The following is a 25926-nucleotide window of genomic DNA, read 5'->3' on the forward strand; positions in this document are numbered from 1 at the left end:
ACGAGCCACACCCCCACAAGGGGGTGCCCACTGTTTTTCCGGTGGCCATAGCGGAAGGGAAACACCCGGTCCCATACCGAACCCGGTAGTTAAGCCTTCCAGCGCCCATGGTACTGCACGAGGGATCGTGTGGGAGAGTAGGACGCCGCCGGAAACCCAACCCAACAAATGGGGGTGTGTGGACACAAGAATCATTCTTGTGTCCACACACCCCCATTCTTTATCGCTTCTAGTCAGTCGGCCACTCCAACCAGCACACCAGCCATACATGATTGAATACGGATTCAGCGTGATGGAGACACCACTGGATTCCCGTCGACGCGAAGCATCGTCAAACGGTCGGCATTACTTGACACATCAACGAACCCAGCCCTACGGAACATGGCGACGGCAGGCTCATTCTCGGCCTCGACGCTGAGGCTCACTGACCGTACGTCGTGGCGTGTGCACTCGTCGAGGAGGCTTGCCAGGAGAAAACCTCCGTGGCCCTGGCCTCGCTGCTGTGCAGAGACCGCGATCATCAATTCTGGGATGCCGGGGGCGACGAAACCATACCCGGGATCGTCGGCCGGAAGGTTACGTAACCAAGCAGCCCCGACCGGAGAGTCGTCGACGAGGCAGATCATCCCAATCTGGTCGGGGGTCCACCCGTCAATGTAATGGGCGATGGCTGGGTTCGTTCGGCAGTCCTCGACACTCAATGGGCCCGCCACCCCGCCAATTGCATATCGCAGTACATGGACCATGAAAGGAAGGTCTGGCGCAGTTGCGCGTCGCGTGGTGGCCATGACCTCATGGTATCGGTACGTGACGAGCCTGCATTCCTTCGCCGCCAAGCGTTGAAGGAGCTTTACGGTTATGTCACGTGCAACGTTTGGTGTATTCGGGGTGCCCCGTACGGGAATTGTCTCACATAGCTGTCGCCTACCCACTGTGTGGGACTTAGGGTGGCATAGTGGTTGAATCAGTCTAGGGAAGAAGGGGAGTATGGCTGACCTATCGGGCGCGTCTGCGCCGGCCCAGCCTTCCGGGTTTTCAGTACGTGAATTGACCCTCCGGGGCATCATCCTCGGTGGCCTCATGACATTGGTCTTCACCGCAGCGAACGTATATCTGGGCCTCAAGGTCGGCCTGACCTTCGCCACCTCAATTCCGGCAGCCGTCATCTCAATGGCCGTGTTACGCCATTTCAAGGGACATTCGGTCGCAGAGAACAACATCGTTCAGACGATTGCCTCGGCTGCCGGAACCCTCTCGGCCATCATCTTCGTCCTGCCCGGCCTCATCATGGTGGGGTGGTGGACGGAATTCCCGTACTGGACGACGCTGGCGATCTGCCTGGTGGGCGGCATTCTCGGCGTCATGTACTCCATTCCGCTACGCCGAGCCCTCGTCACCGGCTCCGATCTGCCATACCCGGAGGGCGTCGCTGGCGCCGAGGTCCTCAAGGTCGGCGACTCCGCCGGTGCAGCCGAGGCCAACAAGGTGGGTCTGCGCGTCATCATCGTCGGCTCCCTGGTGTCTGCTGGATACGCGCTGCTGTCTGACCTCAAGCTGGTCAAGTCAGCCCTCACCAAACCGTTCAAAGTCGGCAACAGCAGTGGCTCAATGGTTGGCGTCAGCATGTCGATGGCCCTCATTGGTGTTGGCCACCTCGTCGGTGTCGCCGTCGCCGCAGCCATGCTCGTCGGCATCGTGATCTCCTACGGCGCGATCCTGCCCTGGCGAGTCTCGGGCAAGGTCGGCGGCGACCTTGACGTCATCCAGGAGGTCTTCACCAGTGACGTCCGCTTCGTCGGCGCCGGCACGATCGGTGTGGCGGCTATCTGGACCCTCATCAAGGTCATCGGCCCCATTACCAAGGGCATCAGCGATTCCATCCGCTCCTCCAAAACCCGTCACAAGGGCGGCGAGGTCCCGCTGACCGAGCGCGACCTTCCGGTGTCGGTCGTCCTGACCGTCGTGCTCGTTTCCATGATCCCGATCGGTGCCATGCTGTGGGGCTTCGCCCACGACATGGTGGTCTCGAAGTCCATGACCGGCGTCATCATCGTCAGCCTGGTCTTCATCCTGCTCGTCGGCTTGGCCGTCGCCTCCGTCTGTGGCTACATGGCCGGACTCATCGGCGCGTCCAACAGCCCGATTTCGGGTGTCGGGATTCTCGTCGTTTTGGTGGCCGCTCTGCTCATCAAGCTCACCTACGGTGCCGTTGGTGGCCACGAGACGGTCAAACTGGTGGCTTACACCCTGTTCGTGGCGTCGATTGTCTTCGGTATTGCCACGATCTCGAATGACAACCTGCAGGACCTCAAGACCGGCCAGTTGGTTGGATCCACCCCGTGGAAGCAGCAGGTCGCTCTCATCATCGGCGTCGTTTTCGGATCGGCGATCATTCCGCCGGTCATGCAGCTCATGCAGACCGCCTTCGGTTTCCAGGGTGCCCCTGGTGCTGGGCCGAATGCTCTGCAGGCCCCGCAGGCCACCCTCATCTCGTCGTTGGCCAAGGGAGTGTTCGGTGGCTCCCTGGACTGGGGTCTGATGGGGATTGGCGCCCTGGTCGGCGTCGGCGTCATCATCGTCGATGAGATCCTCACTCACACCACCAAGAAGTTCTCCCTTCCCCCGCTGGCCGTCGGCATGGGCATGTACCTGCCGATGACCCTGTCGCTGACCATCCCGATCGGTGCTGGCCTCGGCTGGCTGTTCGACAAGTGGGCGGCACACACCAGTGGTGACGTCGAGGGCAAGAAGCGAACCGGCATCCTGTTGGCCACCGGCCTCATCGTCGGCGAGTCCATCTTCGGCGTCATCTACGCGGCGCTCATTGCTGCCGCCGGCTCCGAGGACTCCATCGCCATCGCCCCCGAGTCGTGGGACAGTGGCGCTGGAATCGTCGGTGTCATCGTCTTCGCGGCGGCCATTGCGATCCTGTACCAGTGGACCAAGCATCAGGCGCGGGAGCGCGTCGAGTCGTGATCCGAAACGACGTGGGGGCCACCGGGACCATCCGGTGGCCCCCTTGTCGTGGCGTGACGGCGTCATTGTGTGCGTCTAAGCGCACGGACGATCCCTTCTGTTGAAAACATCACGACGGCAACCCAGACGAGGGCGAAACCGACCCAGCGTTGCCAGGGCATCTCTTCACCGAAAACACACAGCCCGACGACGAATTGCAGGATCGGCGAGATGTACTGCAAAATCCCCAGGGTCGTCAGGGTGATACGGGAGGCCGCATAGGCGAACATCAGCAGCGGAACAGCCGTCATGAGGCCGGCGCTGACGAGCACCAGACTGTAGGCGCCGGTGAAGGTGGACCTTCCGTGGGCAAGCAACCACCCGATGTACACCAGGGCCAGGGGAGTGGTGGCCAGAGTCTCGACGGTGAGCCCGACGGTGGGCTTCACACTGACCCCGAGCACCTTCTTGACCAGGCCGTACAGTCCGAAACTCACCGCCAGACCCACTGAGATGAGGGGCTTGGAGGAACGACCCAGCATGAGGACGACAACGGCGATGGTGCCGACGCCAAAGGCGGCCCACTGGGAGGCGCTGAGTCGTTCTCGTAGCACCAGCACACCCAGCAGGGCCGAGACGAGCGGGTTGATGAAATACCCCATCGCTGCGTCAAGGGTGTGACCGGCATTGACCGACCAGACATAGAGGGTCCAGTTGATCAGCACCAGGTGGCCAGCCAGTACGAGACCCCACATGGTGCGGCGGTCGTGGGCCACAGATGCGAGTCCACGCCAGCCCTTCCCGATCGTCAACAGGATGGCGCAGCAGACGAAGGACCACACCACCCGGTGAGCAATGATCTCGAAGGCCCCGGAACGCTCCAACAATCGGAAGTAGAGGGGAAAGAACCCCCACATGATGTACAGGGCGATGCCGGTCGTCAGTCCCCGTCTTGCCTCCACGTCGTCATGCACCTGGGGATCATGTCACGATCACTGGGTGTATGCGCGTATTTGCCGCAGGGTGGAACGTCAGGGAAGCTGGGCAAGCTCCTCATCAAAGAGGGAAAGATCGACAGCCTTCAAGGAGTCCAGGATCGTTTCCGAGCGGTGAGAACCCGGGATGGGAATGACGTGTTCTGCCTGGGCGAGCTCCCAGGCCAGGATCACCTGCGCCCGACTGACGCCACGGGCATCAGCGACCTGCTGGAAGGCGGCGAAGGCGTCCTTGTCGAGGGGACGGCGGTAGCCACCCAGCGGGCTCCACGCGACGAAAGCCAGGCCAAGCTCCCCGCACAACTCCAGCTCGGGCCGCGAGGACAGGAAGCTGGGGGAGAACTGGTTCTGCACGGCCACCAGACGATCGCCGAGAATGCTGTGGGCCAACCGAATCTGGTCGGGGTCGGCGTTGGAGATGCCGGCGGTTCGGGCCAAGCCGTCGTCGAGAATGCCTGCCAGGGCTCTCACCATCTCCTCGTACTCGACCTTCGGGTCGGGACGGTGCAGGTAGAGCAGGTCGATCTGGTCGGTGCGCAGTGCCTCGGCCGAAAGCTTGGCATCACGGCGTAGCCGCTCCGGGGACCCGTCGACGTCCCACACGGCTTGCCCAGCGTCGTTGAAGCAGCGGAAATGGCCGACCTTGGTGGCGACCGAGATCCTCGAGCGGTCACCATTCCAGGACTCCAGGGCGTCGGCGACGAGCTTCTCGCCGTACTGTTCCTCGCCACCGGAGGTGTAGTAGGCCCACGCGGTGTCGATGTGGGTGCATCCGGCGTCCAGGACGTCGTGGAGGACCGTGATCGCAGTCTCGCGGTCCGGGCGCCCCTCGATCGACAACGGCATCGAGCCGTAAGCGATGGCAGAGACGCGGAATGGTCCTATCGTGCGGTACTTCATGTGTTCAGTCCTCCCCGGGGTGGTCATCCCCATCATGCTTGCGCGAGGCACACCCCGGTGGCATGTACCGGACAGTAACCGAAAGGATTGTTCTCGAGATACTGCTGATGTTCGGCCTCAGCCAAGTAGAACTCCACGCCATCGGCCATCGCGATCGTCGTCGTGATCTGCCCGTACCCTGCCTCGAGCAAGTTGGCCTGGAAAACACCCTTGAGGGCGGTGGCAGCCACGAACTGCTCGCTCGTGGTGCACCAGATCGCCGAGCGGTACTGGGTGCCGACATCATTTCCCTGACGCATTCCCTGGGTCGGGTCGTGGTTTTCCAGGAAGAGGGTGAGTATCTCCTCGGTGGAGATCTGCTCGGGGTCATAGGTGACGCGGACTGTCTCGGCATGACCGGTGCGTCCGGTGCACACCTGGCGATAGGTGGGATTGGGGGTGAAACCACCCATGTAACCGACGGCGGTCTGCCGCACACCCTCGGTGTTCCAGAACAGTTTCTCCGCTCCCCAGAAGCAGCCCAGGGCCAGGTAGATCGTCTGCGAACCGGGGAAGGAACGGTCGAGCCGGTCACCAGTAACACGGTGGAAGAAGGGCATCTCCAGCACCGGGGTCTGACCTGCGGGCAGAGCGTTGTCGGGGGAGACCATCTCGTTGTTGCTCATGTGTCCCTTTCCTCTCGACGTCGACACGGGTGTATAACGACCAACACCCTTCACCAATTCCTGCCATCTCAGTGTGTGGTCCATAATCCGGTCTCGTCTCCTCACCATGTGAGACTGTGGGGCAAAGTTCACCGCTGGAAAGGATCACCATGTCTGACCCCGAGCAGCCTGGCGCGACCGTTGCAGGTCAAGGAAACACCACCGGGAAGGCCCGTCGCCGTGAGAGTTTCACCGGCCGGGGCGCCTTCCTCATCGCTGCGATCGGCTCTGCCGTCGGGCTGGGAAATATTTGGAGGTTCCCTTACGTCGCCTACAGCAATGGTGGAGGAGCCTTCATCGTGCCCTACCTCATTGCCCTGCTCACCGCAGGTATCCCGCTGCTCTTCCTCGACTACGCCATCGGACACAAATTCCGCGGTTCTCCTCCCATGGCTCTGCGTCGTCTCAACAAGCACACCGAGGTCATTGGTTGGTGGCAGACCCTCATCTGTTGGGTGATCGTCGTCTATTACGCCGTCATCATCGCCTGGGCCATACGCTATGTCGGATTCTCGGTGACGAAGGCTTGGGGAGACGACCCCGAGGGATTCCTGACTGGCAGCTTCCTGCACGTGGCCGGCAACGTTGACGTGGAATTCCACTTCGTGCCTGGGGTCTCCTGGCCCCTGCTGCTGCTGTGGATCGTCGTGCTGGCCATCATGGCCACCGGAGTCGAGAAGGGCATCACCCGCGCGTCATGGGTCTTCATGCCGATCCTCGCGGTGATGTTCATCGCTCTGGTCATCGTCGCCCTCACCCTTGACGGCGCATCGACCGGTCTTGACGCCCTGTTCACCCCGTCGTGGGACGCCTTGGGTAACTATCAGGTGTGGATGGCCGCCTACGGCCAGATCTTCTTCTCCCTGTCAGTGGGATTCGGGATCATGGTTACCTACGCCTCCTATCTCAAGCCGAAGTCGGATCTGACAGGTTCCGGCTTGGTGGTCGGTTTCGCGAACTCGTCGTTCGAGATCTTGTCGGGTCTGGGCGTCTTCGCCGCTCTGGGTTTCATGGCAACCGCGTCCGGGAAGCCGGTGAGTGAGGTCGCTGGTTCTGGGATCGGCCTGGCCTTCATCGCCTTCCCCAAGATCATCAGCGAGGCTGGCACTGTCGGATCGGTCATGGGCGTGCTGTTCTTCGTCTCCCTCGTCTTTGCTGGTATCACGTCGATGATCAGTCTGCTCGAGGTCGTCGTTGCCGCCTTCCGTGAGAAGACCGGCATGCACCGAGTGGCGGCAACCTGGGTCATCGGTGGGGTGACGGCTGTCGCGTCGATCATCCTCTTCCCGACCACGACCGGCCTCAACCTGCTCGACGTCACCGACCACTTCATCAACAACATCGGCATCGTCGGCGTCTCGCTGGTGGCCTGCCTCGTTGTCACCTGGGTGCTGCGCAAGCTCCCAGTGCTGCGCGATCACCTCAACGAATACTCCTCGTTCAAGGTCAACACGGTGTGGATGACCCTGGTCGGCGTCGTCGCCCCGCTGGTCCTGGCCGGCCTGTGGATCACCGAAATCCTCACCGTCTTCCACGAGGGATACGGCGGAATGCCCGACAATTTCGTCGCACTGTTCGGATGGGGAATGTCGGCCCTCGTCGTCGTCATGGCAGTCGTGCTGTCCCTCATCCCATGGCCGAACCGATCGGCCATTCACCACGAGCTCACTCACGAGGAAGAGCTCGCCCGAGAACATGCCCGAGTATCCCAGGAAGGAGCCCTGTCATGAGTGGGTCTGCCATCGTCATGATGATCATCGCCATGGTCACGGTGTGGGGCGGGTTGGCTGCATCGGCCATCTCCCTCTTCCGCCATCCTGAGCAGGACTGAGGCGCAACCGGGGCCGGCCACGATCAATGGGAGGACAGATCCCAGTCGATCGGGTCGGCCCCTTGTTGTACCAGCAAGGTGTTGGTGCGGCTGAAGGGCCGGGACCCGAAGAAGCCGTATCGGGCCGACATGGGGGAGGGGTGCGAGGACTTGACGATCGGGACCCCGCTCAACATCGGTTCCAGGGATTGCGCGTCACGTCCCCACAGGATCGCCACCAGCGGCCCACCGCGATCCACCAGGGCTTCGATGGCGGTCTGGGTGACTTCTTCCCACCCCTTGCCGCGGTGTGAGGCAGGACGACCAGGCTGGACAGTGAGGCATCTGTTGAGCAGCAGTACCCCCTGTTCGAACCAGCCGGTGAGATCACCGTGTTCGCAAGGGGTGATTCCCAGGTCCGACTGCAATTCGGCGTAGATGTTCTGCAAGGATCTCGGCAGCGGGCGCACGTCACGCTCCACCGAGAAGCTCAGCCCCACAGGGTGTCCTGGGGTGGGGTAAGGGTCCTGGCCGACGATGAGTACTCGGACATCGGCCATGGGGCGGGAAAAGGCGCGCAGGATGCGATCGCCGTGGGGCAGGAATCCTCGACCGGCTGCAGTTTCGGCGCGCAAGAAATCGCCCATGTCGTGAATGCGTGGTTCCACCCCCGCCAGCGCCTCTGCCCAGTCGGGGGCGACTAGTTCGGCAAGGCGACGAGCTACCACGGTGACCTCCACACGGATGCGTTCAGATGACGTGCTAGACGCTACCCTGTGAGCACGCGTTGCGGGGCCACCGTCCCGTCACACAATCCCGGAAGGACACCATGAAGCTCTTCGGCTCGGGCAAGAAGGCCCCAGACTCGACGCCGGTCCCTCCGCCTGCTGACGGCGAGGGTGAGACGATCGACGCCGCTGTTGCCCAGGGGGTGGCCGTGCCACCTCCACAACCGGTCACATCGACGGTCACCATCGCCGAAGACGTTCCGGGCGGGCTGCGTACTGCTGCTGGCTGGTGTTGGCGGCTCATCGTCATTGCTGCCTTCATCTATGGGCTCTACCAGGTACTTCACGCTGCGTCCGAGGTGTCAGTGCCCGTCGCGGTCGCTCTCATGCTGACGGCGGCCATGTGGCCTCTGGCGAACTGGTTGTCGCGCCATCACATCCACCGTGGGATCGCTGCGGGAATCTGCTTGTTGTTGCTCATCATCCTGGTCGGCGGGGTGTTCACCCTCGTCGGCGCCCAAATTGCCATGCAGTGGCGGGAACTGGGCACCCAGTCGGTGGCCAGCTTCAAGCAGGTGCTGGCGTGGTTGGCCGACAGCCCCCTGCACACCAACAAGGCCCAGCTCAACGACCTCATGCACAAGGCCGAGGCAGCCATGGCTGGTTCCCAGGGGCGCATCGCCTCGACTGCTGCGGCAGCCGGGACCCAGATCGGTCGATTCGCGGCCGGGCTCGTCATGGCCCTCTTCGCCACCTTCTTCTTCGTCTACGAGGGCGACACACTGGCTGAGAGGTCGGCGGTCCTCATCCCTCGTGAGCACCGCGCCAAGATCCTCGACGCGGCCAAGCGGGGCTGGGTTGCCCTGGTGGCATACGTCCGCGCCGCTGTCATCGTCGCTGCCGTGGACGGTCTGGGAGCCGGCATCGGCGCAGCCATCATCGGCTCCTCCATGTCGGTGGCCATCGGTGCCCTGACCTTCATCCTCGCCTTCGTCCCGATCGTCGGGGCACTGACGGCAGGCATCGTCGCGGTGGGTGTGGTGCTGATAACTCTCGGGTTCGGCAAGGCCGTCATCATGCTCATCGTCTTCGTCGCCGTCATGCAGATCGAAGGACACGTCCTGCAGCCCTTCCTGCTAGGTAAGGCCGTCTCGATTCACCCGCTCATCGTGCTGGTCGGTATCGCTGTCGGCGCCATCATCTCCGGAATCGTGGGGGCCCTGTTCGCCATTCCGCTCGTGGCCTTCGGTGTCGCCTTCATCAAGGCTTTGAACCCGGAGACCCCGCCAGATGAGGTCCCGCCCGCCGAGGACGACCTCGCTGCCGAACACGCGTGAATTGGGCTCGCCCGTACAGTTGGTGTCATGAGCGCTGATATCACCGCCATCCTCGAGGACCTTGCAGCCGGGAGGATTGACGCCGCCGAGGCCAACCGCCGTATCGCTGCTGCTGGGCAGGAGCAGCCCCCGTCCGGGAGTACGAGCGGACCCGGTGAAGGTGCCGGTCCTCGCCGTGGGGCATCCGAGGAGGAGACCTCCGGGGCCGACAAGGGCCCGCTGGGTGGCTTCACCATTCCCCCGGAGGCCAAGGAGGGACTCCGGTCGGCCTGGCGTGTGGTCTCCGGGGTGGCGGGGAGCGTCGGTGAGACAGTGGCATCGACGATGTCGCCCGGGCCACGTCGCGCCAGCGGGCAGAGCGAACCAGACAAGACCGTTGATGCCGCCTCCGACCTGGACCGCGTTCGTCTGACCTGCACCGGACGTCGCATCCGCGTTATCGCAGACCGCGCGATTTCCGGCCTGCAGATCGAGGGCAAACACACGCGCAGGCGTATCGGACGAGTCGTCGAGGTCAGTATCGACGGCCACATCGCTCCCGATCTGGGAGTCCTCAAGCGATTCCGTCTGCCGGCAGACATGGACGGGATCAAGGATCTTGGTCTGGGCCGGGAGGTGACCGTGCGGGTGCACCCCGATTTGCCACTGGACATCGAGCTGTCAGGTGGTTCGCTGCACACCACTGGTGTGGCACACCTCGGTCGAGTCCGCGTCACCGCTGGGGTCGCCCAGATCGATGGCGTTCATCAGCTGGAGGACGGTCTGTTCCAGGCCGGAAATGGCACCATCACCGGATGCATCGACACCGGTCGCTCCCAGATTCGCGTCGAGTCGGGGAATGTGCTGGTCAAGCTGCTCGGAGGGTCCAACGTCGCGGTTCGCGGCAAGGCTCAGACCGGCATGATCTCCTGGCCTGAGGGTGGAGACGTCGACGAGTACGTCATGGGCAACGGAGCTGCTCGTCTCGATCTGACCTGCCTGGTCGGTCGGATCGCAGTCCGCGCGATGTGAGCGCTCACCACAAACATCATGAGGGCGGGGTGCGTTGGCACCTCGCCCTCATGACATCTGTGACAGCTCGTCACTCCTCGAACGGCTCGACATCAAGGATCGTCACCTTGATCGTCTTGCCATTGGGAGCCTTGTACTCGGTCGATTCTCCCTTGGAATGGCCCAGAACGGCACCGCCAAGGGGGGACTGCGGGGAGTAGACGGAGATGTCGACGGAATCGTCGAGCTCCATCACCTGTCGGGACCCCAGCAGGAAGGTGTCAGTGTCGGACTCGTCGTCGAAGTAGCAGACGGTCACCTTGGAACCGGGCACGACTTCGTCCGGGGAGGACGGGGCTTCGCCCACCTCAGCGTTACGCAGCATCTGCTCCAACTGACGGATGCGGGCCTCGGCCTGCCCCTGCTCCTCGCGGGCAGCGTGGTAGCCGCCGTTCTCGGAAAGGTCGCCCTCGGAACGAGCATCGGCAATCTTGTTGGAAATGATGGTGCGGCCTTCGCCCTTGAGGTACTCGAGCTCTTGAGTGAGCTTGTCGAAGGCCTCTTGGGTCAGCCACACAGTATCTTGGGAGTCAGGCATTTACCTATCCTACCGCGTGTGTCACCTGATGGGCCCGCACTCGGCCAGCTCAGCGGTGACAGCGCGCGAGAAAGTCTTGACGCTGGCGTGGATCGTCTCGTCCTTCGATGAGCTCGCCGGGAACCTCACCGTCGTCTCCCCGACGCGCACATGGTCAGCACCGGTGGCGACCAGGACGCAGGAGCCCTCGACGGAGGGGTCGGGACGGTGCAGGTTGATGGTGACGTCGACGCGGGTGTCGGACACCGCCTGGTATCCGTGCAAACTTGCCCGGACCGGCTGATCAGCGTGATGAAGCCCCGCCCACACCGTCCACCCGATGAGGATGACGGCCAGCACCAGGATGAGAACCACCCACGGGGTTCGATTCTGCTTGGGGTAGCGGTTGGCGATGCGTTCGCGGTCCTCGTCGGTGAGGGGCTGATCCTCGCTGTTGATTGGGGTTGGCACGTGGCCCATTGTGCCGCAGGGCGTAGGCTGTCACCATGACAGTTCTTGCAGCCCAGCTCGTGAGTACCGGACTCGCCAACTTCTTGTGCTGCTTGGCCCTGGCTGTTTTCGGTGTCGTGGCGTGGATCAGTATTCGTCGCAACATCCGAGGCATCGACTTCGACGAGGTGCCTTGCGGGCCTGCCCTCAAGGAGGTCCATCACGAGGATGCCAAGGGGTCCCCGACCGATTCAGCCACGCACTGACGTTTCCTCCGGGGTCCACTTGGCCCACAGCAGGGTTGTGCTCGTAGGCTGACCACCATGCCCAACCACCTTGGTGAGTCCACCAGCCCGTATCTGCTCCACCACGCCGCGAACCCCGTCGACTGGTTCCCCTGGGGCCAGGAAGCATTCGCCGAAGCACGCCGTCGCGACGTGCCGGTCATGGTCTCGGTGGGGTACTCGAGCTGCCACTGGTGCCACGTCATGGCATTTGAGTCCTTCTCCGATCCGGATGTGGCTGAGGTCGTCAATGCCAATGTCGTTGCCGTCAAGGTTGATCGTGAGGAGCGTCCTGAGGTTGACGCCGCACTGATGCAGGTGACCCTGGCGATGACCGGACAGGGTGGCTGGCCCAACACCGTCTTCCTGACCCCTGACGGCAAGCCTTTCTTCGCCGGCACCTACTTCCCGCCGGTGCGCCGGGGTGCTCAGCCCGCCTTCGTGGAACTCGTCGAGGCTCTCGGCCAGGCGTGGCGAGAGCGTCGTGACGAGGTGGTGTCCTCGGCGCAGGCCATCGTCGACCATCTGCGCCCTGTCGAGAAGGCCTCCCAGACCCCACGCCCCAGCGCCGGGGAGCTCATTGACGCCGTCGGAACCGACTACGACATCGTGCACGGCGGGTTCGGGGGACCGACGAAATTCCCGAACGCCACCTTGTTGGACGCCTTGCTGGTCAAGGGTGACCCGACCAGCCTCGACATGGCTCAGAACACCTGTGAGCATCTGGTCCGTGGTGGCATCTTCGACCAGGTCGGGGGCGGTTTCCACCGTTACTCCACGGATTCCCAGTGGGTTGTGCCCCATTACGAGAAGATGCTCTACGACAACGCGCTGCTGTTGGGAACCATGGCCCGCTGTTGGCGTCGTACCGCCGATCATGACCCGGATCGACGCGCTCTGTACTCCCACGCCGCCCGTCGCACGGTGTCCTGGCTGGGCAGGGAGATGCGCCTGCCGAACGGCCTGTACGCCGCTGGGCTCGACGCCGATTCCGACGACGCGGCGGGTCACACGCGCGAGGGCATCTACTACCTGTGGAATCAGGACCTCATCACCGACGCCCTGGGACCCGAGGAGGCCGAGTGGTTGCGTCCGCTGGTGCACCTGGAGCCCTTTGACGAGAACGGTTTGGGCACCCTGCAACTGCGCGGACGGGTCGAGTGGGAGCGCATCAACGCCGACATGGACACCCTGCTGGAGGCTCGTGAACGTCGCAGCGCCCCGGCACGCGACGAGAAGGCCATCACCGCATGGAATGCCATGCTCATTGACGGTCTCGTCGAGGCCGGGATGATTCTGCGCGAATGGGCCTGGGTGCGGCAGGCTCGCGATCTGGCGGAGGCGCTGTGGTCGGCCCATTGGAATGACGGCGACCTGTTACGCACCTCCTTCCACGATCGTCCGGGAGCCCCGGCTGTCTGCGAGGATCACGCATGGTTGGCTCTGTCCTTCGCAGGTCTGGCCGGTGCGACGGGGGAGTCAGTGTGGCTTGAGCGCGCCGTCGAGGTCCTCGAGAAGGCCGTGATGCGCTTTGGTGCTCCCGATGGCAGCTTCCTGGATGCCGAGGGGTCGGACTTGCTGACGGTGACGGCTCACACCCTGACTGACGATGCGTGCCCCAGCGCGACAGCCGTCATGGTGATGGCGCTTCGCCGGGTGGGTCTCATGGCCGAGCGTGACGACTTCATCAGCCGTGCCGACGAGGCCTCCGCAGCCTTGCTGCCGGTGGTGGCGTCGACTCCACGGTTCGCAGGGTGGGCGCTGGCCGACTTCCTTGTTGCCGATGAGTCCCGTCGTGGTCTCAAGCCGGCGGGTGTCGTCATCGCTGACACCCAGGAGGAGCCCACGGATCTGGCCGCAGCAGCCTGGCGCATGGCCCCGGCAGGATCGGCGATCATGCGTCGCGTCGGGGAGGGATCCGGGTTTGGTACGTGGTTCGAGGATCGAGCCCCACGTGACGGCCAGCCGACGTGTTGGGTGTGCCGTGGCACGGTGTGCTTCGAGCCGGTGACCGATTACCTGGAGCTCAAGGACCCGCTCTGGCGGCGAGCGTGACCTCATGGACCCCGGCGGGTCAGCGACCGTAGCGCCGCTCCCGCTGGGTGAAGGAGCGCAGGGCCCGCAGGAAGTCGACTCTTCGGAAGTCAGGCCACAACGCCTCACAGAAGTAGAACTCGGAGTGGGCGCTTTGCCACATGAGGAAGCCCGACAGTCGCTGCTCGCCTGAGGTGCGAATGATGAGATCCGGATCGGGCTGGCCGCGGGTGTAGAGGTGGTCCTCGATGTGGTCGATCTCGAGGGTTTGCGCCAGCTCAGCCAGGCTGGTGCCCTTCTCGGCCTCCTCGGCAAGCAGTGAGCGTACGGCGTCGCGCAGCTCGTGACGCCCGCCATAGGCCACCGCGACGTTGATGTGCATGCCGACGTGATCGGCCGAGGTGGCACCGGCGCGGCACAGGGACTCGGCCATGTCGACGGGGAGCAGATCGAGGTCCCCGACTGCTTGGACCCGCCAACGTGGATTGTGTGCCAAGGAGTCGACGAGGGATTCGATGACCTTGAGTAGCGGCCCGAGTTCCCCTGTCTCGGCGCGTTGCAGGTTGTCGGTCGACAGCACCCACAGTGTGATGATCGGGATGCCGACGGCGTCGCACCAGGCGCAGAACTCCCGGAGGCGATCCGCGCCGGCCTCGTAACCGGCCACCAAGGGCTGCCCTGGGGCGTTGAGACGAGCCCAGCGGCGGTTGCCGTCAGCTAGTACGGCGACGTGCTGGGGAAGGCGATTGCGATCGAGTTGATCGAGCAGTCTCGCTTCGTAGGTGGTGTACAGCAGCCCGGACGGGTGTATGCGGTCGAGGGTTTCACTGACCTTCGACAGACGGTGGTCCAGACTGCTCATGAGTCCAGAGTAGTCAGTGCTCGGTACGAACGGGCAGTGGCTCCCCTTGGGGAGGTCGAGATCGAGTCGCGGGCAGGCCTTGCCGGCAGGATAGGGTGGAGGTAGAACCTACCGAACCGTAGGTTTGTTCAGGGGAGGGGAGGACCGCGCGTCATGGTGCGTCATGGCAACAGCGGCGAGGATCGCGGTACTGCGCTCCCCAAACCAAGGTTGCGAGGATGGGTTCACACCGTGATGGCCCCGCTGATCTTGTTGGCCGGAGTTGGCCTCATGATCGCCACCCCGACGTGGGGTAACCGGTTCGCCGTGGCGATCTGGATGCTCACCGGGCTGGAACTCTTCGGCAATTCGGCGATCTATCACCGAGTGAGGTGGGGGGAGAAGGTCAAGGACGTCCTGCGGCGCATTGACCACGCCAACATCGCGGTGTTCATTGCTGGCACGTACACGCCGTTGGCGGTCTCGCTGACCACGGGTGCCTCCCGAGTGATCCTGTTGTCGATCATCTGGGCCTGTGCCCTGCTCGGGGTGGCCTTCCGGTTCGTGTGGAACGGCGTGCCCAGATGGGCGTCGACCCTCCTCTACGTCGTCATGGGGTGGACCGCTCTGTGGTGGCTACCGCAGTTCTGGCGTGTCGGTGGGCCGGCAGTCGTCATCCTGATCCTTGTGGGAGGGGTGTTCTACACCATCGGGGCACTCGCCTACGCCCGTCAGAAGCCCAACCCGTCACCCACCTGGTTCGGCTTCCACGAGGTCTTTCACAGTTGCACCGCGATTGCCGCGATCTGTCATGCGGTTGCCATTGGCCTTGCCGTCATCTGACCGGCTGGTGAACTCTGGGCAAATGGCCGAAACGCCTGCTTCGCTGCCACTGGTTGGGCTCTAGGTTTGATGTCAGAGGGGCCGCTTCCGACGCCTCGACGACGTTTCCTTCCTCGATGCGACCTCTCACGTAACGGGAGGTTTTCGTGTCCGTCCGTCCAGAAGGCTTCGAGCGAGCCTACAGCCCGATCCCGGCGGCACCTGAGGGGAGGCGGACATACGTCATCGACACATCGGTGCTGCTGTCCGACCCTCGCGCCCTGCTCAACTTTGCCGAGCACCAAGTGGTGGTGCCGATCGTCGTCATCACAGAGTTGGAGGGCAAACGCCATCACCCGGAACTGGGACATTTCGCCCGCGCAGCGCTGCGAATCCTCGACAAGTTGCGCCTCGACAACGGCGGTCTCGTCGGTCCAGTGCCGGTCAATGATGAGGGAGGCGAACTGCTCGTCGAGCTCAACCACTCCGACCCGAATGGCCTGCCCGACGGATTCCGTCTCGGTGACAACGACACCCGGATCCTGGCGGTCGCCCAGAATTACCGGCTGGCCGGGCATTCCGTGGTCCTGGTGACGAAGGATCTGCCGCTGCGGGTCAAGGCCTCGGCCATCGGTCTGGAAGCTGAGGAATACCGGCACGAACTCGTTCCCGGCAGTGGCTGGACCGGGATGGTCACTCTCGAAGTTCCCGACGAGATGATCTCGACCCTTTATGAGGAGGGTCACGTCGTCGACTCGATCTTCGATGAGATTCCCGTGCACTCCGGACTCGTGCTCGAGGGGCCGAACGGCAGCGCCCTGGCCCGCAGGATGCCAGACGCCTCGGCCCGGCTCATCCCGACCGACCAGGAAGCTTTCGGTATTCGCGGCCGTTCGGCCGAACAGCGGGTTGCCCTTGACATGCTGCTCGATCCGCAGGTCGGCATCGTCTCCATGGGGGGACGTGCCGGTACCGGAAAGTCAGCCCTCGCACTGTGTGCAGGCTTGGAGGCGGTGCTGGAGCGTCAACTGCACAAGAAGGTCATGGTCTTCCGGCCGCTCTACGCGGTGGGTGGCCAGGATCTGGGCTACCTGCCGGGCGACGAGGGTGAGAAGATGGCCCCTTGGGGTCAGGCAGTCCTCGACACCCTCACCAGCGTCACGAACAACTACGTCATCGAAGAGATCATGTCGCGTGGCATGTTGGAGATTCTGCCGCTGACTCACATCCGTGGCAGGTCTCTCCATGACGCCTTCGTCATTGTCGATGAGGCCCAGTCCCTGGAGCGCAACGTGTTGTTGACGGTGCTTTCGCGAATCGGGCAGAACTCTCGGGTGGTGCTCACCCACGACGTTGCCCAGCGCGACAATCTTCGGGTCGGTCGTTATGACGGTGTGGCAGCCGTCGTGGAAAGGCTGCGAGGACACGACCTGTTCGGCCACGTGACCCTCACCAGGTCGGAGCGTTCACCCATCGCCGCGTTGGTGACATCGATGATGGAGGACATGGTCGCCTGATCGTAGGGTCGCCTGATCGTCCGAGGGGACGGTGTGCGGCGTATCTGAAACAATCGGGGCGTGGCACCCAACCCCAGAGCCGGCATCAAGGACATGTTCTTGTCCCTGGCCGTCATCCTCGTCCCTGTGTTGCTCATCGTCTGGTTCTTCACCAAGACACCTGACGAGCCGAACATCCAGCAGGTCGACTGGAAACCCATGGTGGCCTCGGCGCGCACCCATGCCGGGTACCCAGTGCTGGCTCCCAAGGAGGTGCCCGAGGACTGGCGACCCACCAAGGCCAGGTACGCCAACAAGGGGGATCGCTGGGTGGGAGACACCGTTTCTGCGGGGAACCGGTGGGAACTGGGGTTCCTCACCAGCGAGAACGTCTACCTGGCAGTGAACCAGTCCGATGAGCCGGCCCGAGCATTCGTCGCATCGGTGACGCGATCGGCGAGCGAGGAGGGGAAGGTCAAGGCAGGCCAGTACACCTGGACGAAGATGGTCAGCCCGGACGGTCGTACCCGTGCTCTGATGACGAAGGTCGGATCATCAACGGCCGTCATCGTGGCAGACGCCGACTACCGGGTCTTGGCCGACTACGCGGGCATGCTGACGACGTCCTGACCCTGGCCGGTGGTGGGTCAGTCCTGGGAGTCCTCGGCCTGCGAGCGTGCTGCCTCGATGCGGGTGCGCGCCCCGTCCAGCCAGGTTTGGCAGATGTCGGCGAGCTTCTCGCCGCGTTCCCACAGCGTCATGGTCTCGGCCAGGGAGATGCCGCCAGACTCCAGCCGAGTGACGATGCTCACCAGCTCGTCGCGGGCGGCTTCGTAGGGGATCTCGGGCTCTGCGGTGGTCGGCTCAGGCTGCTGGGCGCTCATGAATCCTCCTGGGGCTGGGGTCGGTCGGGGGTGCGTCGGTCAAGGGAGTTGACGGTGACGCCGAGGGTGCCGTCGGACAGGTACACCGACAGAGCCGCTCCCGGACTGGTGTGGTCGACGGAAGCGATGGAGCCGCCGTCGGAGTCGGCAAGGATGGCGTAACCGCGGTCCAAGGTGGCCTTGGGAGACATGGCGCGGACGCGCTCGAGCATGTGATTGACGTCGCGGCTCTCGGCGTCCAGGGCACGATTGGTCGCCAGCCGCAGCCGTTGCAACGCCGAGTCGAGTTTCTCGGCAGCAATGTCAAGGGTGGCTGCGGGGTTGACCATCACGGGGCGGGAACGCACCTGGGCGAGGTGGGCGGCCTCGGTGTCGACCCATCTCGCGACGGCCTGTCGAAGCCGAGTTCTGGCCATGTCGATGGCTTGGGCTTCCTGCGATGCGTCCGGGACGATGAGCTTGCCGGCGTCGGTCGGCGTGGAGGCTCGCAGATCGGCGACGAGGTCGAGGATGGGATTGTCGCGTTCGTGACCGATGGCGGAGACGACCGGGGTTCGGGTGGCATAGACCGCTCGTACCAGGGCCTCGTCGCTGAAGGCAAGCAGGTCTTCCAAGGATCCGCCACCGCGGGCGATGACGATGACGTCAACAGTGGGGTCGGCGTCGAGGTCGGCGAGCGCCGCGATGATCTGCTGGGCTGCCATGGGTCCTTGTACCAGGGTGTTGCGCACCACGAATCGGGCGGCCGGCCAACGCAGGGTGGCGTGACGCTGAACGTCGCGTTCGGCATCAGAACCGGCCCCGGTGATGAGCCCGATGCCCCGTGGCAGGACGGGGATCGGCTTGTGCAAGGCGACGTCGAAGAGTCCCTCGGCCTCCAGCAGACGCTTTCGCCTCTCCAACTGAGCCAGCAGCTGGCCCTCGCCGGTGGGAGTGATCTCGGAGATCTCGAAGGAGAGCCGGCCGCTTCGTGACCAGACCGTCGGGCGGATGAGCGCGGTGACCGTCATGCCCGACTCGATGGGTCCGGCAGAGTCGAGGACACGTCGATGGCAGGTCGCGGTGGCAGAAATCTCCTCGCTGGGATCCCGCAAGGTGAGGAACTGGGTGGGGCCGGAACGTCGGGTGACCTCGATGACCTGGGCCTGCACCCAAATGGCCCCGCAGCGTTCCACCCAGCCCTTGACGGCGTTGACCACCCACGCCAGTGAGCGAGGGTTGTCAGCGGTGTTCGGCTCGGCCATGGTTGACACGCTATCTGAGGGTGACGACGCTGTGTCATCAGGGAGATGTGCCCCGCAGCGAACAGGTGTGCCATGACGGGAAGTACCTGCGGCACCGCGGCTTGGGGAACTCCTGGGTCTTCTACGGGGTAATCGTGCCGAGGCTCATGATGATGTGTTCCTGGGGGCGCGGCTCAGAGGGTGCGGTGATCCAGCGGCGCGGTGTTGTAGAGGCATGGTGATCCAGTGGCATCGATAAGTCCGGGCCGTCTCCCGCGAGGGGAGACGGCCCGGGCGTCATGAATGGACCCCATCAGATCATGTGATCAGACTCCGGTGTGCGGCAGGCCATGGCCGGTGCTGCTGGTTCCACCGTTGCTGGCAGAAGGAACGGCAGCGGTCGGAGTAGAGCCGACAGGTTGGGGAGTCGGGGTAGAGCCGACAGGTTGGGGAGTCGGGGTAGGTGCTGGCGTCTGGGAAGGTGCCGGGGACGGCTCAGCAGCGCAGGAGTCGATGCCCTTGGCCGGGTCGAACCTCTCGTCGTCACCGTCGGGGGCCCACACTGGGAATCCCTCAGAATCCTTGGTGTAGGTACCCACCTCGTCGAGGTCGACGTCTCCGGGTTCGACCTCTTCACCCTCGTCGTCGTCATCATCGTCGTCATAGACGGGAGGACCAGACTGGATGACGGAGTGCTTGGGCTCAGGCATCGTAGAATCGGCGCCCTTGACAGCCTTCCAAATGGCCTTGTTGAAGACCTGCTCGTCGATGGTGTCCTCCTTCTCGGTGCTCTGCTCACCGGACTCACTGGCCAGCGGGGCGTCGGGGCCATTGACCTTGGTCATGTCGTAGGTAGGGCGAACGGCCTGGTACGGCGTGAAGTCGGGCTTGTCGGTGAAGGCAGCCGACATCGGGGTGGAGAAGGCGTCGAACTGGGTCAGCGGCCCAATTCCGAGGATTCCCTCCATGGTGCGCAGCATGGAGACCGTCGAATAGAAGGTGGAATCGACTCCGCCGGTACGGGTGTAGGGGCTGATGACCTCACCGATGGTGCGATGGGCGTCGACGTGGTCGGGGCCGTTCTGGGCGTCATCCTCGGTGAGGAAGATCGCGGTGTCCTTCCAGATGGGGGAGTTGGAGACGGCCTCGACGAGCTGCCCGACGGCCTGGTCGTTGTCGGCGACATAAGCCTGCGGGGTCGGGGCGCCAACCTTGGTGGCTTGGGTGTGGTCATTGCCCAGTCGGACGAACTGGACCGTCGGAACCCTCCCGTTCTTCACCTGTTCGTTGAAGTCAGACTTCCACTCGTCGACTCGGGACTGTGGGCCACAGTTCTTGGCCATCGGTTTGAAGGAATTGGCCGAGTCAGGGCAGGCGAGGGACCAGCCGATGTAGTCGTGGTCGGTGTTCGGGTCGAGCACTTCCTTGTCGGCCGCGTGAGCCTTTCCGTCCTTGTCGCGCTGGGTGAAGAACCCGTAGTTACGGAAGCTGATGTTGTTGCTCGACAGGTGCTCCCAGAAGTAGGCGTCATGCTCCTTGGCGCGGGCCTCTGGGTCGTTGTGTTCGCTGGGGTATGGTGCGCCGCGCCCGGAGTAGTTCGACGGCCACATCTCCTCCGACCACGGGTTCGAGTTGGCCTGGGAGACCCAGTTCCAGCCGTTGGCCGAGACTTCGGCGTCAGCATAAAAGTTGTCGAAGGTGACGAACTGGCGTGCCAAGGCTCGGGTGTTCGGGGCTGATTCCTCGCCGAAGAGATTGAGGGAAGGGTCGGCATTGCCGCGGCCGTTGGAGCCCAGTTCCTGGTCGAAGGTGCGATTCTCGCGAACGACGTAGATGACGTGTTTGATCTTGCTCGACTTGGTGCCGATCTGGTTGGGAACGACGCTGCTACGAGCCGGGTCGTGGGCGGTGTTGTTCTTCTCGACGGTGGCCGTCAGCTTGGCCAGGGCGGCGGCATCGGGCTCATCGACGGTCGACAGAAGGCCCTTGATCATGGACCCGGAGTACTGGTCCTCCGAGGGACCGTTGGGGTCGGTCGGGTTCGGGCGGCCCGGGCCGTTGTTGGGTCCAGCGCCCAGCCCTTTGGCTGAGATGATGCTCAGTTTGCCGTCATGGTTGACGACCTGGGTCGGGTACCAGCCGGTCGGGATGTCTCCTGCGACCTTGCGGGTCGCTGTGTTGATGACAGCGACCTCATTGTGACCGGAGTTGGTGACGTAGAGGCGCTTGCCATCCTTGGAGAGGGTCAGGCCGGTGGGGTTGGCGCCGACGAGCTGGGAGCCGTCTCGGTTGAGGGGGATGGTGGCCGTCTGACGATGGGAGGCCACATCGACGATCGAGATGGTGTCGGCGTCACCGTTGGCGACGTAGAGGGTCTTGCCGTCAGGTGTCAGCACCGACTTGTTGGGGTGGAAGCCCACGTCGATCTTATGGGTCGCCAAGGGCTGTGACTTGGTGATGTCTACCTCAGCGACGTCCGACCCTCCCTGGGAGGAGACGAATGCTTTGGTGGAGTCCTTGGAGAGCGTCACCCAGACCGGACGGTGGCCGATATGGGTGGTCTGCACCTTGTTGGTTGCGAGGTCAATGACCGAGACTGCGTCGGCAAGCTGGTCTGCCACGACGAGCCGCTTGCTGTCCTTCGTGACGGCCAGGCCAGCCGGGTACAGGTTGACTTTCTTGCGTTTGGGGCTGATTACCGGCATCTGGATGGCCGTCGTCTCCACGAGCTTGCCACAGTCGAAGTGGTACGTGCGGATCTTGTGGTTGCCGGCGGCGCTGGCGAACAGATGCTTGCCGTCAGGGCTGAAGGCCAGACCCATGTACAGGCTCTCCGGAGACTTGTATGGGATAGTCTGAATGACCTTGCCGGAGGCTGTTTCGATGACCTGCAGGGACTGAGTTCCCTGGCCGTTGTTGCTGACAACGAGGTACTTGCCATCAGGGGAGAGGACCTCGTTGAGAGGGAGGTCGCCGAGGGTGGTGAGCCGACCGGCCGGGGTGAGGGGCTGGCCGACTGTGGTGCGGCCGGTGGATTCCGATGTGGGTCCGGCCTTCTCATCGCTGGGGGCGGCATGGGCTGGAGTGAAGGTGACGGTGGTTGCTAGTGCGGTGAAAATAACGTACGCCGAGGCGAGGCCACGACGCAGTCGTCTGGATGCGTGTCTGTCATCGCTCATGGTTCAAAACTTAGGAAATCGAAGTAGCGGATGACATCCACGAACGTGCACCTCCGGGGAACTTTGGGTGAACGTGTTGACGCCGAGTCCTCCGTGAGCGAACTCGCGGCAATTCGCCCGATGACGGCCTACCCGTAGACTCGGGGGCATGGCTGTTTCGGGGGCTGACATTGACAAGAAGCTGTATCTCGCTGCGCCGCGCGGTTACTGCGCAGGCGTCGATCGCGCGGTTGTGACTGTCGAGAAGGCGCTGGATGCTTACGGCGCCCCGGTGTACGTGCGCAAGCAGATCGTTCACAACCGTCATGTCGTGGAGACCCTGGAAGAACGAGGCGCTGTCTTCGTTGACGAGCTCGACGAGGTGCCCGACGACGCCCTGGTCGTCTTTTCGGCCCACGGCGTGTCTCCTCAGGTCAAGAGCGAGGCGAAAGATCGTGGTCTGCGGACCATTGACGCCACCTGTCCGCTGGTGACGAAGGTCCATCACGAGGCCAAGAGGTTCGCCGGCGACGACACCCAGATCTTGCTCATCGGCCATGCTGGCCACGAGGAGGTCGAGGGGACGACAGGTGAGGCTCCCGAGAACATCACCTTGGTGCAGACCCCTGGGGATGTCGACGAGCTGCAGTTGGACCCCGACCGTCCAGTGGCATGGCTGTCCCAGACGACGCTGAGCGTCGACGAGACGGTGGAAACCGTCGACCGGATTCGTCAGTTGCACCCTCAGCTCATCGACCCGCCATCCGACGACATCTGTTACGCCACCCAGAACCGCCAGCACGCCGTCAAGCAGATGGCCCCCAAGTGCGACCTCGTCATCGTCGTGGGCTCGAAGAACTCGTCGAATACCGGCCGTCTGGTCGAGGTGGCCCTCGAATCGGGGGCCAAAGCCTCCTACCGGGTCGACAATGCCGGCGAGATTGAGCAGTCCTGGCTCGACGGGGTCACCAGCATCGGTGTCACCTCGGGGGCGTCTGTGCCCGAAACCCTCGTCCAGGGTGTGCTCGACCTACTCACCTCGAAGGGCTGGCCGCAGGCCGAGGAGGAGACCCTCATCGAGGAGTCGCTCTCCTTCGCCCTGCCACCGCAGTTGCGCAAGCGCCGCACGGCGGGCAACTGAGGTTGTCAGGTGGGGGAGACCGTCTGTTCTGTCAGCTCCGGTGCGGTGAGCGGACGTACGGACTCCTCAATGGGTGCAGGTGAGGGGATGTCCTCGTCGGTGACCCCCAGATCCTCGAACCGCCGGGCTTGGACGAGGACCCGTGTCTCCATGCCACCCAGCAAGGTGTTGTAGGTGCGCACCGTCGAGGTGAGGGATCGCCCCATCTTGTCGAGGTTCCCGGCCAGGGTTCCGAGCCTCTTGTGCAGGTCGCGTCCCAGTGCCGCGACCTCGGCCGCAGACCTTGCGACGGCCTCCTGCCGCCACGCCAGGCCGACCGTTCGCAGCATCGGGATGAGGACCGAAGGGCTTGCCAGTACGATTCCTCGTTGGTTGGCGTATTCGTGCAGATCGGGCATCTCCTGCAGGGCGACTTGGAGGAAGGCATCGGACGGCAGGAAACAGACCACGAATTCCGGGGAGTCCAGGTCCGTGCGCCAGTACTCCTTGGCCGACAGTTGGTCGATGTGGGTGCGCACGTGGTGGGCGAATCGTGCCATCTGGGCGGCATATTCTTTGGGATCCTCGCACTCGGCGGCGTCAAGGAAGGCCGCCAGCGGTGTCTTCGCGTCGATGTGGATGCACCGGCCTCCCGCGAGCCTCACCGTCATGTCAGGGCGCTGGGGAGTGCCTTGCGCGGTCGTCGTCTGCTGGGTCTGAAAATCGCAGTGTTCCACCATTCCTGCCACCTCAGCGGTGCGCTGTAGCTGCATCTCGCCCCAGGTGCCGCGCACCTGCGGTTTACGCAAAGCGGTGACGAGGCTGGCGGTCTCCTTGCGCAGGTTCTCCCCGGCGTTACTCACCCCGGCGACCTGCTCGCGCAGGCTTGCCGTCATGGCCGTGCGTTCCTGTTCCACCTCGGCCAGACGCCGGTCCAACCGTTCCAGAGCGAGGGACACAGGGGCGAGCAGACGCTGGGCGTCATTCATCGTCCGTTGAGCTGCCCGGGTAGCCCGTTCGTCCTGGTCAGCCATGGATTGAGCCGCGAGCGCCTGGAACTGGGTGGCCAGGGCATCGCGGTCGGCGGCGACCTTCTCAGCGGCTTCCAGACGCTGCGCGGCCACACTCGCCGTTGACGTGGCCTCGGCCACGCGCTGGGAGGCGCGCACCTGTGCGATGAGCCATCCCAGGGCCAGACCGATGACCAGTCCGATGAGCCCGACAATGATGTTTGTCATGGCACGAGAGTCCCAGCAGCCTCCGACATGTTCGACGACGACCGTGTTCCATCGCACAGAACAGTCGGTAATGGTTGAATGGTCGCCATGGCTGACACCGTGACTTCGGACCACATCCGCGACATCATTTCCTTCGTGGAGGCGTCTCCCACGTCGTATCACGCCGCTGCCGAGCTGGCCCGACGCCTTGACGAGGCCGGGTTCCAGCAGCTCGACGAGACCACGCCTTGGTCGTCGGTTGAGGGACGTTGCTACGTGGTCCGCGACGGCGCGGTCATCGCGTGGATCACCCCTGAGGCGATCACCGACAAGGTTGGCGTCAGGATCGTCGGATCCCACACCGACTCCCCGTCCTTCAAGCTTAAGCCGAATGCCACCGTCACCAATCAGGGCTGGCAGCAGGTCGGCATGGAGGTCTACGGCGGGGGACTGCTCAACTCCTGGCTCGACCGCGATCTGGGCCTGTCCGGCCGTCTCGTCACCAAGGACGGCCAGGTCCATCTCGTGGCCACCGGGCCGATCCTGCGCATCAGCCAGCTCGCCCCGCACCTGGACCGCACCGACAACGACGACCTCAAGCTGGATCGTCAACGTCACCTCATGCCGATCCTGTCTGTGGGTCGTCCCGACCTCGACGTCGAGGACTTGCTGTGTGAAGAGGCCGGGATCAAGCGTGAGGACCTCGCCTTCCACGACATTTACGCCCACCTGACCCAGTCCCCGGCCGTCATTGGTCCTTACGGGGAGTTCCTGGCGAGCCAGCGGATGGACAACTTGTCGTCGGTGCATTCCTCGGTGGCGGCATTCGTCGACGTCAAGCCCACTGACGATGTGGCGATCATGGCCTGTTTTGACCATGAGGAGGTCGGCTCCTCGACCCGATCCGGGGCCTGTGGGCCCTTCCTTGAGGACGTCCTGGTGCGCATCGCCGAGGGTCTTGGCATGACCGGTGCGGCTTACCGGGCGATGATCGCGAGGTCGTCGTGCGTGTCCTCGGATGCCGGCCACGGCGTGCATCCCAATTACGTCGAGAAGTTCGATCCGGCCAACCATCCGCTGCTCAACGAGGGGCCGCTGCTCAAGATCAATGCCAATCAGCGGTATGCCACTGATGGTGTGGGCGGGGCGTTGTGGAAGCGTGCCTGCGCGACGGCCGGTGTTCCGACCCAAGAGTTCGTGTCGAACAATTCGGTGCCGTGCGGCTCGACGATTGGCCCGCTGACGGCGACGAGGCTTGGCATGCTGACCGTCGACGTCGGTGTTCCGTTGATGTCGATGCACTCCACCCGTGAGCTCGCCGGCGTCAGGGACTTGGAGTTCATCACCGCTGCCCTGGCTGCGTACTGGCAGGGAGCCTGAGATCAGACGGTGTCGCCGTCG

At 63.7% G+C, this 25926-nt stretch carries 24 protein-coding genes and 1 rRNA gene; 13 read left to right on the forward strand and 12 right to left on the reverse strand.

What is annotated here, in order from left to right; translation table 11 throughout:
* The first annotated feature begins 37 nt into the window (after positions 1–37).
* Positions 38–154, forward strand: a 5S ribosomal RNA gene (rrf, locus tag O6R08_RS02440).
* Positions 155–284: 130 nt separating this feature from the next.
* Here the strand turns inward: rrf and O6R08_RS02445 are convergent.
* A complete protein-coding gene (locus O6R08_RS02445; protein WP_271418584.1) occupies positions 285–788 on the reverse strand; it encodes a GNAT family N-acetyltransferase in 504 nt (167 codons plus the stop codon).
* Positions 789–1047: 259 nt separating this feature from the next.
* Here O6R08_RS02445 and O6R08_RS02450 point away from each other — a divergent pair, with 259 nt between their 5' ends.
* On the forward strand, positions 1048–2976 hold the full coding sequence (locus O6R08_RS02450) for an OPT family oligopeptide transporter (protein WP_271419182.1): 1929 nt from the start codon (positions 1048–1050) through the stop codon (positions 2974–2976).
* A 62-nt stretch (positions 2977–3038) separates the two neighbouring features.
* Here the strand turns inward: O6R08_RS02450 and rarD are convergent, their stop codons facing one another.
* The 3 genes from rarD to msrA are packed head-to-tail and all read right to left on the reverse strand — an operon-like array spanning position 3039 to position 5515.
* Positions 3039–3929 carry an EamA family transporter RarD gene (gene rarD / locus O6R08_RS02455; protein WP_271418585.1) on the reverse strand — a complete coding sequence of 297 codons (891 nt, stop codon included), beginning with the start codon at positions 3927–3929 and terminating at the stop codon, positions 3039–3041.
* 57 nt (positions 3930–3986) lie between these two features.
* Positions 3987–4850 (reverse strand): aldo/keto reductase, encoded by an 864-nt coding sequence (locus O6R08_RS02460; RefSeq protein ID WP_271418586.1) that lies wholly within the window; start codon positions 4848–4850, stop codon positions 3987–3989.
* Between the two features lie 32 nt (positions 4851–4882).
* Positions 4883–5515 carry a peptide-methionine (S)-S-oxide reductase MsrA gene (msrA, locus tag O6R08_RS02465; RefSeq protein WP_271418587.1) on the reverse strand — a complete coding sequence of 211 codons (633 nt, stop codon included), beginning with the start codon at positions 5513–5515 and terminating at the stop codon, positions 4883–4885.
* A 149-nt stretch (positions 5516–5664) separates the two neighbouring features.
* On the opposite strand from msrA, the gene O6R08_RS02470 reads away from it, so the two are divergent.
* Both O6R08_RS02470 and O6R08_RS02475 read left to right on the forward strand, forming a co-directional pair.
* Positions 5665–7284 (forward strand): sodium-dependent transporter, encoded by a 1620-nt coding sequence (locus O6R08_RS02470; protein WP_271418588.1) that lies wholly within the window; start codon positions 5665–5667, stop codon positions 7282–7284.
* Positions 7281–7385, forward strand: a complete 105-nt coding sequence (locus O6R08_RS02475) for a methionine/alanine import family NSS transporter small subunit (protein WP_271418589.1) — start codon at positions 7281–7283, stop codon at positions 7383–7385. The genes O6R08_RS02470 and O6R08_RS02475 overlap by 4 nt, the downstream gene beginning before the upstream one ends.
* Positions 7386–7408: 23 nt before the next feature.
* Here the strand turns inward: O6R08_RS02475 and O6R08_RS02480 are convergent, their stop codons facing one another.
* Positions 7409–8092 (reverse strand): uracil-DNA glycosylase, encoded by a 684-nt coding sequence (locus tag O6R08_RS02480; RefSeq protein ID WP_271418590.1) that lies wholly within the window; start codon positions 8090–8092, stop codon positions 7409–7411.
* Between the two features lie 101 nt (positions 8093–8193).
* On the opposite strand from O6R08_RS02480, the gene O6R08_RS02485 reads away from it, so the two are divergent.
* A complete protein-coding gene (locus tag O6R08_RS02485) occupies positions 8194–9429 on the forward strand; it encodes an AI-2E family transporter (protein WP_271418591.1) in 1236 nt (411 codons plus the stop codon).
* A gap of 27 nt (positions 9430–9456) precedes the next feature.
* Positions 9457–10440 (forward strand): hypothetical protein, encoded by a 984-nt coding sequence (locus O6R08_RS02490; protein WP_271418592.1) that lies wholly within the window; start codon positions 9457–9459, stop codon positions 10438–10440.
* Between the two features lie 70 nt (positions 10441–10510).
* On the opposite strand, the gene greA is transcribed toward O6R08_RS02490, so the two are convergent.
* On the reverse strand, positions 10511–11017 hold the full coding sequence (greA, locus tag O6R08_RS02495) for a transcription elongation factor GreA (protein WP_271418593.1): 507 nt from the start codon (positions 11015–11017) through the stop codon (positions 10511–10513).
* Positions 11018–11038: 21 nt separating this feature from the next.
* The gene (locus O6R08_RS02500) at positions 11039–11476 is read right to left on the reverse strand and encodes a DUF4307 domain-containing protein (protein ID WP_271418594.1); all 438 of its coding nucleotides are present in this window, start codon (positions 11474–11476) and stop codon (positions 11039–11041) included.
* Between the two features lie 26 nt (positions 11477–11502).
* On the opposite strand from O6R08_RS02500, the gene O6R08_RS02505 reads away from it, so the two are divergent.
* Together O6R08_RS02505 and O6R08_RS02510 are read left to right on the forward strand one after the other, a co-directional pair.
* Positions 11503–11712, forward strand: coding sequence for a GNAT family acetyltransferase (locus tag O6R08_RS02505; RefSeq protein ID WP_271418595.1), 210 nt, complete (start codon positions 11503–11505; stop codon positions 11710–11712).
* Positions 11713–11769: 57 nt separating this feature from the next.
* The gene (locus tag O6R08_RS02510; RefSeq protein WP_271418596.1) at positions 11770–13785 is read left to right on the forward strand and encodes a thioredoxin domain-containing protein; all 2016 of its coding nucleotides are present in this window, start codon (positions 11770–11772) and stop codon (positions 13783–13785) included.
* Positions 13786–13804: 19 nt separating this feature from the next.
* Here the strand turns inward: O6R08_RS02510 and uppS are convergent, their stop codons facing one another.
* A complete protein-coding gene (uppS, locus tag O6R08_RS02515) occupies positions 13805–14626 on the reverse strand; it encodes a polyprenyl diphosphate synthase (protein ID WP_271418597.1) in 822 nt (273 codons plus the stop codon).
* Between the two features lie 153 nt (positions 14627–14779).
* Between uppS and trhA the strand changes: the two genes are divergently transcribed.
* From trhA to O6R08_RS02530, 3 genes are all read left to right on the forward strand, one after another.
* Positions 14780–15448, forward strand: coding sequence for a PAQR family membrane homeostasis protein TrhA (trhA, locus tag O6R08_RS02520; protein WP_271418598.1), 669 nt, complete (start codon positions 14780–14782; stop codon positions 15446–15448).
* Between the two features lie 146 nt (positions 15449–15594).
* Positions 15595–16944: a PhoH family protein gene (locus O6R08_RS02525; protein ID WP_271418599.1), complete on the forward strand. Its 1350-nt coding sequence runs from the start codon at positions 15595–15597 to the stop codon at positions 16942–16944.
* Between the two features lie 93 nt (positions 16945–17037).
* On the forward strand, positions 17038–17553 hold the full coding sequence (locus O6R08_RS02530; protein WP_271419183.1) for a DUF4245 domain-containing protein: 516 nt from the start codon (positions 17038–17040) through the stop codon (positions 17551–17553).
* Between the two features lie 17 nt (positions 17554–17570).
* Here O6R08_RS02530 and O6R08_RS02535 read toward each other — a convergent pair whose 3' ends face one another.
* The 3 genes from O6R08_RS02535 to O6R08_RS02545 all read right to left on the reverse strand — a co-directional run bounded on the left by O6R08_RS02535 (position 17571) and on the right by O6R08_RS02545 (position 22209).
* The gene (locus tag O6R08_RS02535; protein ID WP_271418600.1) at positions 17571–17807 is read right to left on the reverse strand and encodes an exodeoxyribonuclease VII small subunit; all 237 of its coding nucleotides are present in this window, start codon (positions 17805–17807) and stop codon (positions 17571–17573) included.
* Complete coding sequence (gene xseA / locus O6R08_RS02540; RefSeq protein ID WP_271418601.1) at positions 17804–19051, reverse strand: exodeoxyribonuclease VII large subunit; 1248 nt, start codon at positions 19049–19051, stop codon at positions 17804–17806. Before xseA ends, O6R08_RS02535 begins: the two co-directional genes overlap by 4 nt.
* A 305-nt stretch (positions 19052–19356) precedes the next feature.
* Positions 19357–22209, reverse strand: a complete 2853-nt coding sequence (locus O6R08_RS02545; RefSeq protein WP_271418602.1) for an alkaline phosphatase family protein — start codon at positions 22207–22209, stop codon at positions 19357–19359.
* Positions 22210–22357: 148 nt separating this feature from the next.
* On the opposite strand from O6R08_RS02545, the gene O6R08_RS02550 reads away from it, so the two are divergent.
* A complete protein-coding gene (locus tag O6R08_RS02550) occupies positions 22358–23329 on the forward strand; it encodes a 4-hydroxy-3-methylbut-2-enyl diphosphate reductase (RefSeq protein ID WP_271418603.1) in 972 nt (323 codons plus the stop codon).
* A gap of 5 nt (positions 23330–23334) precedes the next feature.
* On the opposite strand, the gene rmuC is transcribed toward O6R08_RS02550, so the two are convergent.
* Positions 23335–24546 carry a DNA recombination protein RmuC gene (gene rmuC, locus O6R08_RS02555; RefSeq protein WP_271418604.1) on the reverse strand — a complete coding sequence of 404 codons (1212 nt, stop codon included), beginning with the start codon at positions 24544–24546 and terminating at the stop codon, positions 23335–23337.
* Positions 24547–24624: 78 nt separating this feature from the next.
* On the opposite strand from rmuC, the gene O6R08_RS02560 reads away from it, so the two are divergent.
* On the forward strand, positions 24625–25905 hold the full coding sequence (locus O6R08_RS02560) for a M18 family aminopeptidase (protein ID WP_271418605.1): 1281 nt from the start codon (positions 24625–24627) through the stop codon (positions 25903–25905).
* Positions 25906–25926: the final 21 nt, after the last annotated feature.

Origin of the sequence: Cutibacterium equinum (assembly GCF_028021195.1) — a bacterium.
Taxonomy (GTDB): domain Bacteria; phylum Actinomycetota; class Actinomycetes; order Propionibacteriales; family Propionibacteriaceae; genus Cutibacterium; species Cutibacterium equinum.

What these genes read in the sequence shown, in the direction of transcription:
- O6R08_RS02445 (WP_271418584.1), bottom strand. Translation starts at nt 788, where the DNA reads ATGGCCACCACGCGACGCGCAACTGCGCCAGACCTTCCTTTCATGGTC.
- O6R08_RS02460 (WP_271418586.1), bottom strand. Translation starts at nt 4,850, where the DNA reads ATGAAGTACCGCACGATAGGACCATTCCGCGTCTCTGCCATCGCTTAC.
- msrA (WP_271418587.1), bottom strand. Translation starts at nt 5,515, where the DNA reads ATGAGCAACAACGAGATGGTCTCCCCCGACAACGCTCTGCCCGCAGGT.
- O6R08_RS02470 (WP_271418588.1), top strand. Translation starts at nt 5,665, where the DNA reads ATGTCTGACCCCGAGCAGCCTGGCGCGACCGTTGCAGGTCAAGGAAAC.
- O6R08_RS02475 (WP_271418589.1), top strand. Translation starts at nt 7,281, where the DNA reads ATGAGTGGGTCTGCCATCGTCATGATGATCATCGCCATGGTCACGGTG.
- O6R08_RS02485 (WP_271418591.1), top strand. Translation starts at nt 8,194, where the DNA reads ATGAAGCTCTTCGGCTCGGGCAAGAAGGCCCCAGACTCGACGCCGGTC.
- O6R08_RS02490 (WP_271418592.1), top strand. Translation starts at nt 9,457, where the DNA reads ATGAGCGCTGATATCACCGCCATCCTCGAGGACCTTGCAGCCGGGAGG.
- greA (WP_271418593.1), bottom strand. Translation starts at nt 11,017, where the DNA reads ATGCCTGACTCCCAAGATACTGTGTGGCTGACCCAAGAGGCCTTCGAC.
- O6R08_RS02500 (WP_271418594.1), bottom strand. Translation starts at nt 11,476, where the DNA reads ATGGGCCACGTGCCAACCCCAATCAACAGCGAGGATCAGCCCCTCACC.
- O6R08_RS02505 (WP_271418595.1), top strand. Translation starts at nt 11,503, where the DNA reads ATGACAGTTCTTGCAGCCCAGCTCGTGAGTACCGGACTCGCCAACTTC.
- O6R08_RS02510 (WP_271418596.1), top strand. Translation starts at nt 11,770, where the DNA reads ATGCCCAACCACCTTGGTGAGTCCACCAGCCCGTATCTGCTCCACCAC.
- uppS (WP_271418597.1), bottom strand. Translation starts at nt 14,626, where the DNA reads ATGAGCAGTCTGGACCACCGTCTGTCGAAGGTCAGTGAAACCCTCGAC.
- trhA (WP_271418598.1), top strand. Translation starts at nt 14,780, where the DNA reads ATGGTGCGTCATGGCAACAGCGGCGAGGATCGCGGTACTGCGCTCCCC.
- O6R08_RS02530 (WP_271419183.1), top strand. Translation starts at nt 17,038, where the DNA reads ATGTTCTTGTCCCTGGCCGTCATCCTCGTCCCTGTGTTGCTCATCGTC.
- O6R08_RS02535 (WP_271418600.1), bottom strand. Translation starts at nt 17,807, where the DNA reads ATGAGCGCCCAGCAGCCTGAGCCGACCACCGCAGAGCCCGAGATCCCC.
- xseA (WP_271418601.1), bottom strand. Translation starts at nt 19,051, where the DNA reads ATGGCCGAGCCGAACACCGCTGACAACCCTCGCTCACTGGCGTGGGTG.
- O6R08_RS02545 (WP_271418602.1), bottom strand. Translation starts at nt 22,209, where the DNA reads ATGAGCGATGACAGACACGCATCCAGACGACTGCGTCGTGGCCTCGCC.
- O6R08_RS02550 (WP_271418603.1), top strand. Translation starts at nt 22,358, where the DNA reads ATGGCTGTTTCGGGGGCTGACATTGACAAGAAGCTGTATCTCGCTGCG.
- rmuC (WP_271418604.1), bottom strand. Translation starts at nt 24,546, where the DNA reads ATGACAAACATCATTGTCGGGCTCATCGGACTGGTCATCGGTCTGGCC.
- O6R08_RS02560 (WP_271418605.1), top strand. Translation starts at nt 24,625, where the DNA reads ATGGTCGCCATGGCTGACACCGTGACTTCGGACCACATCCGCGACATC.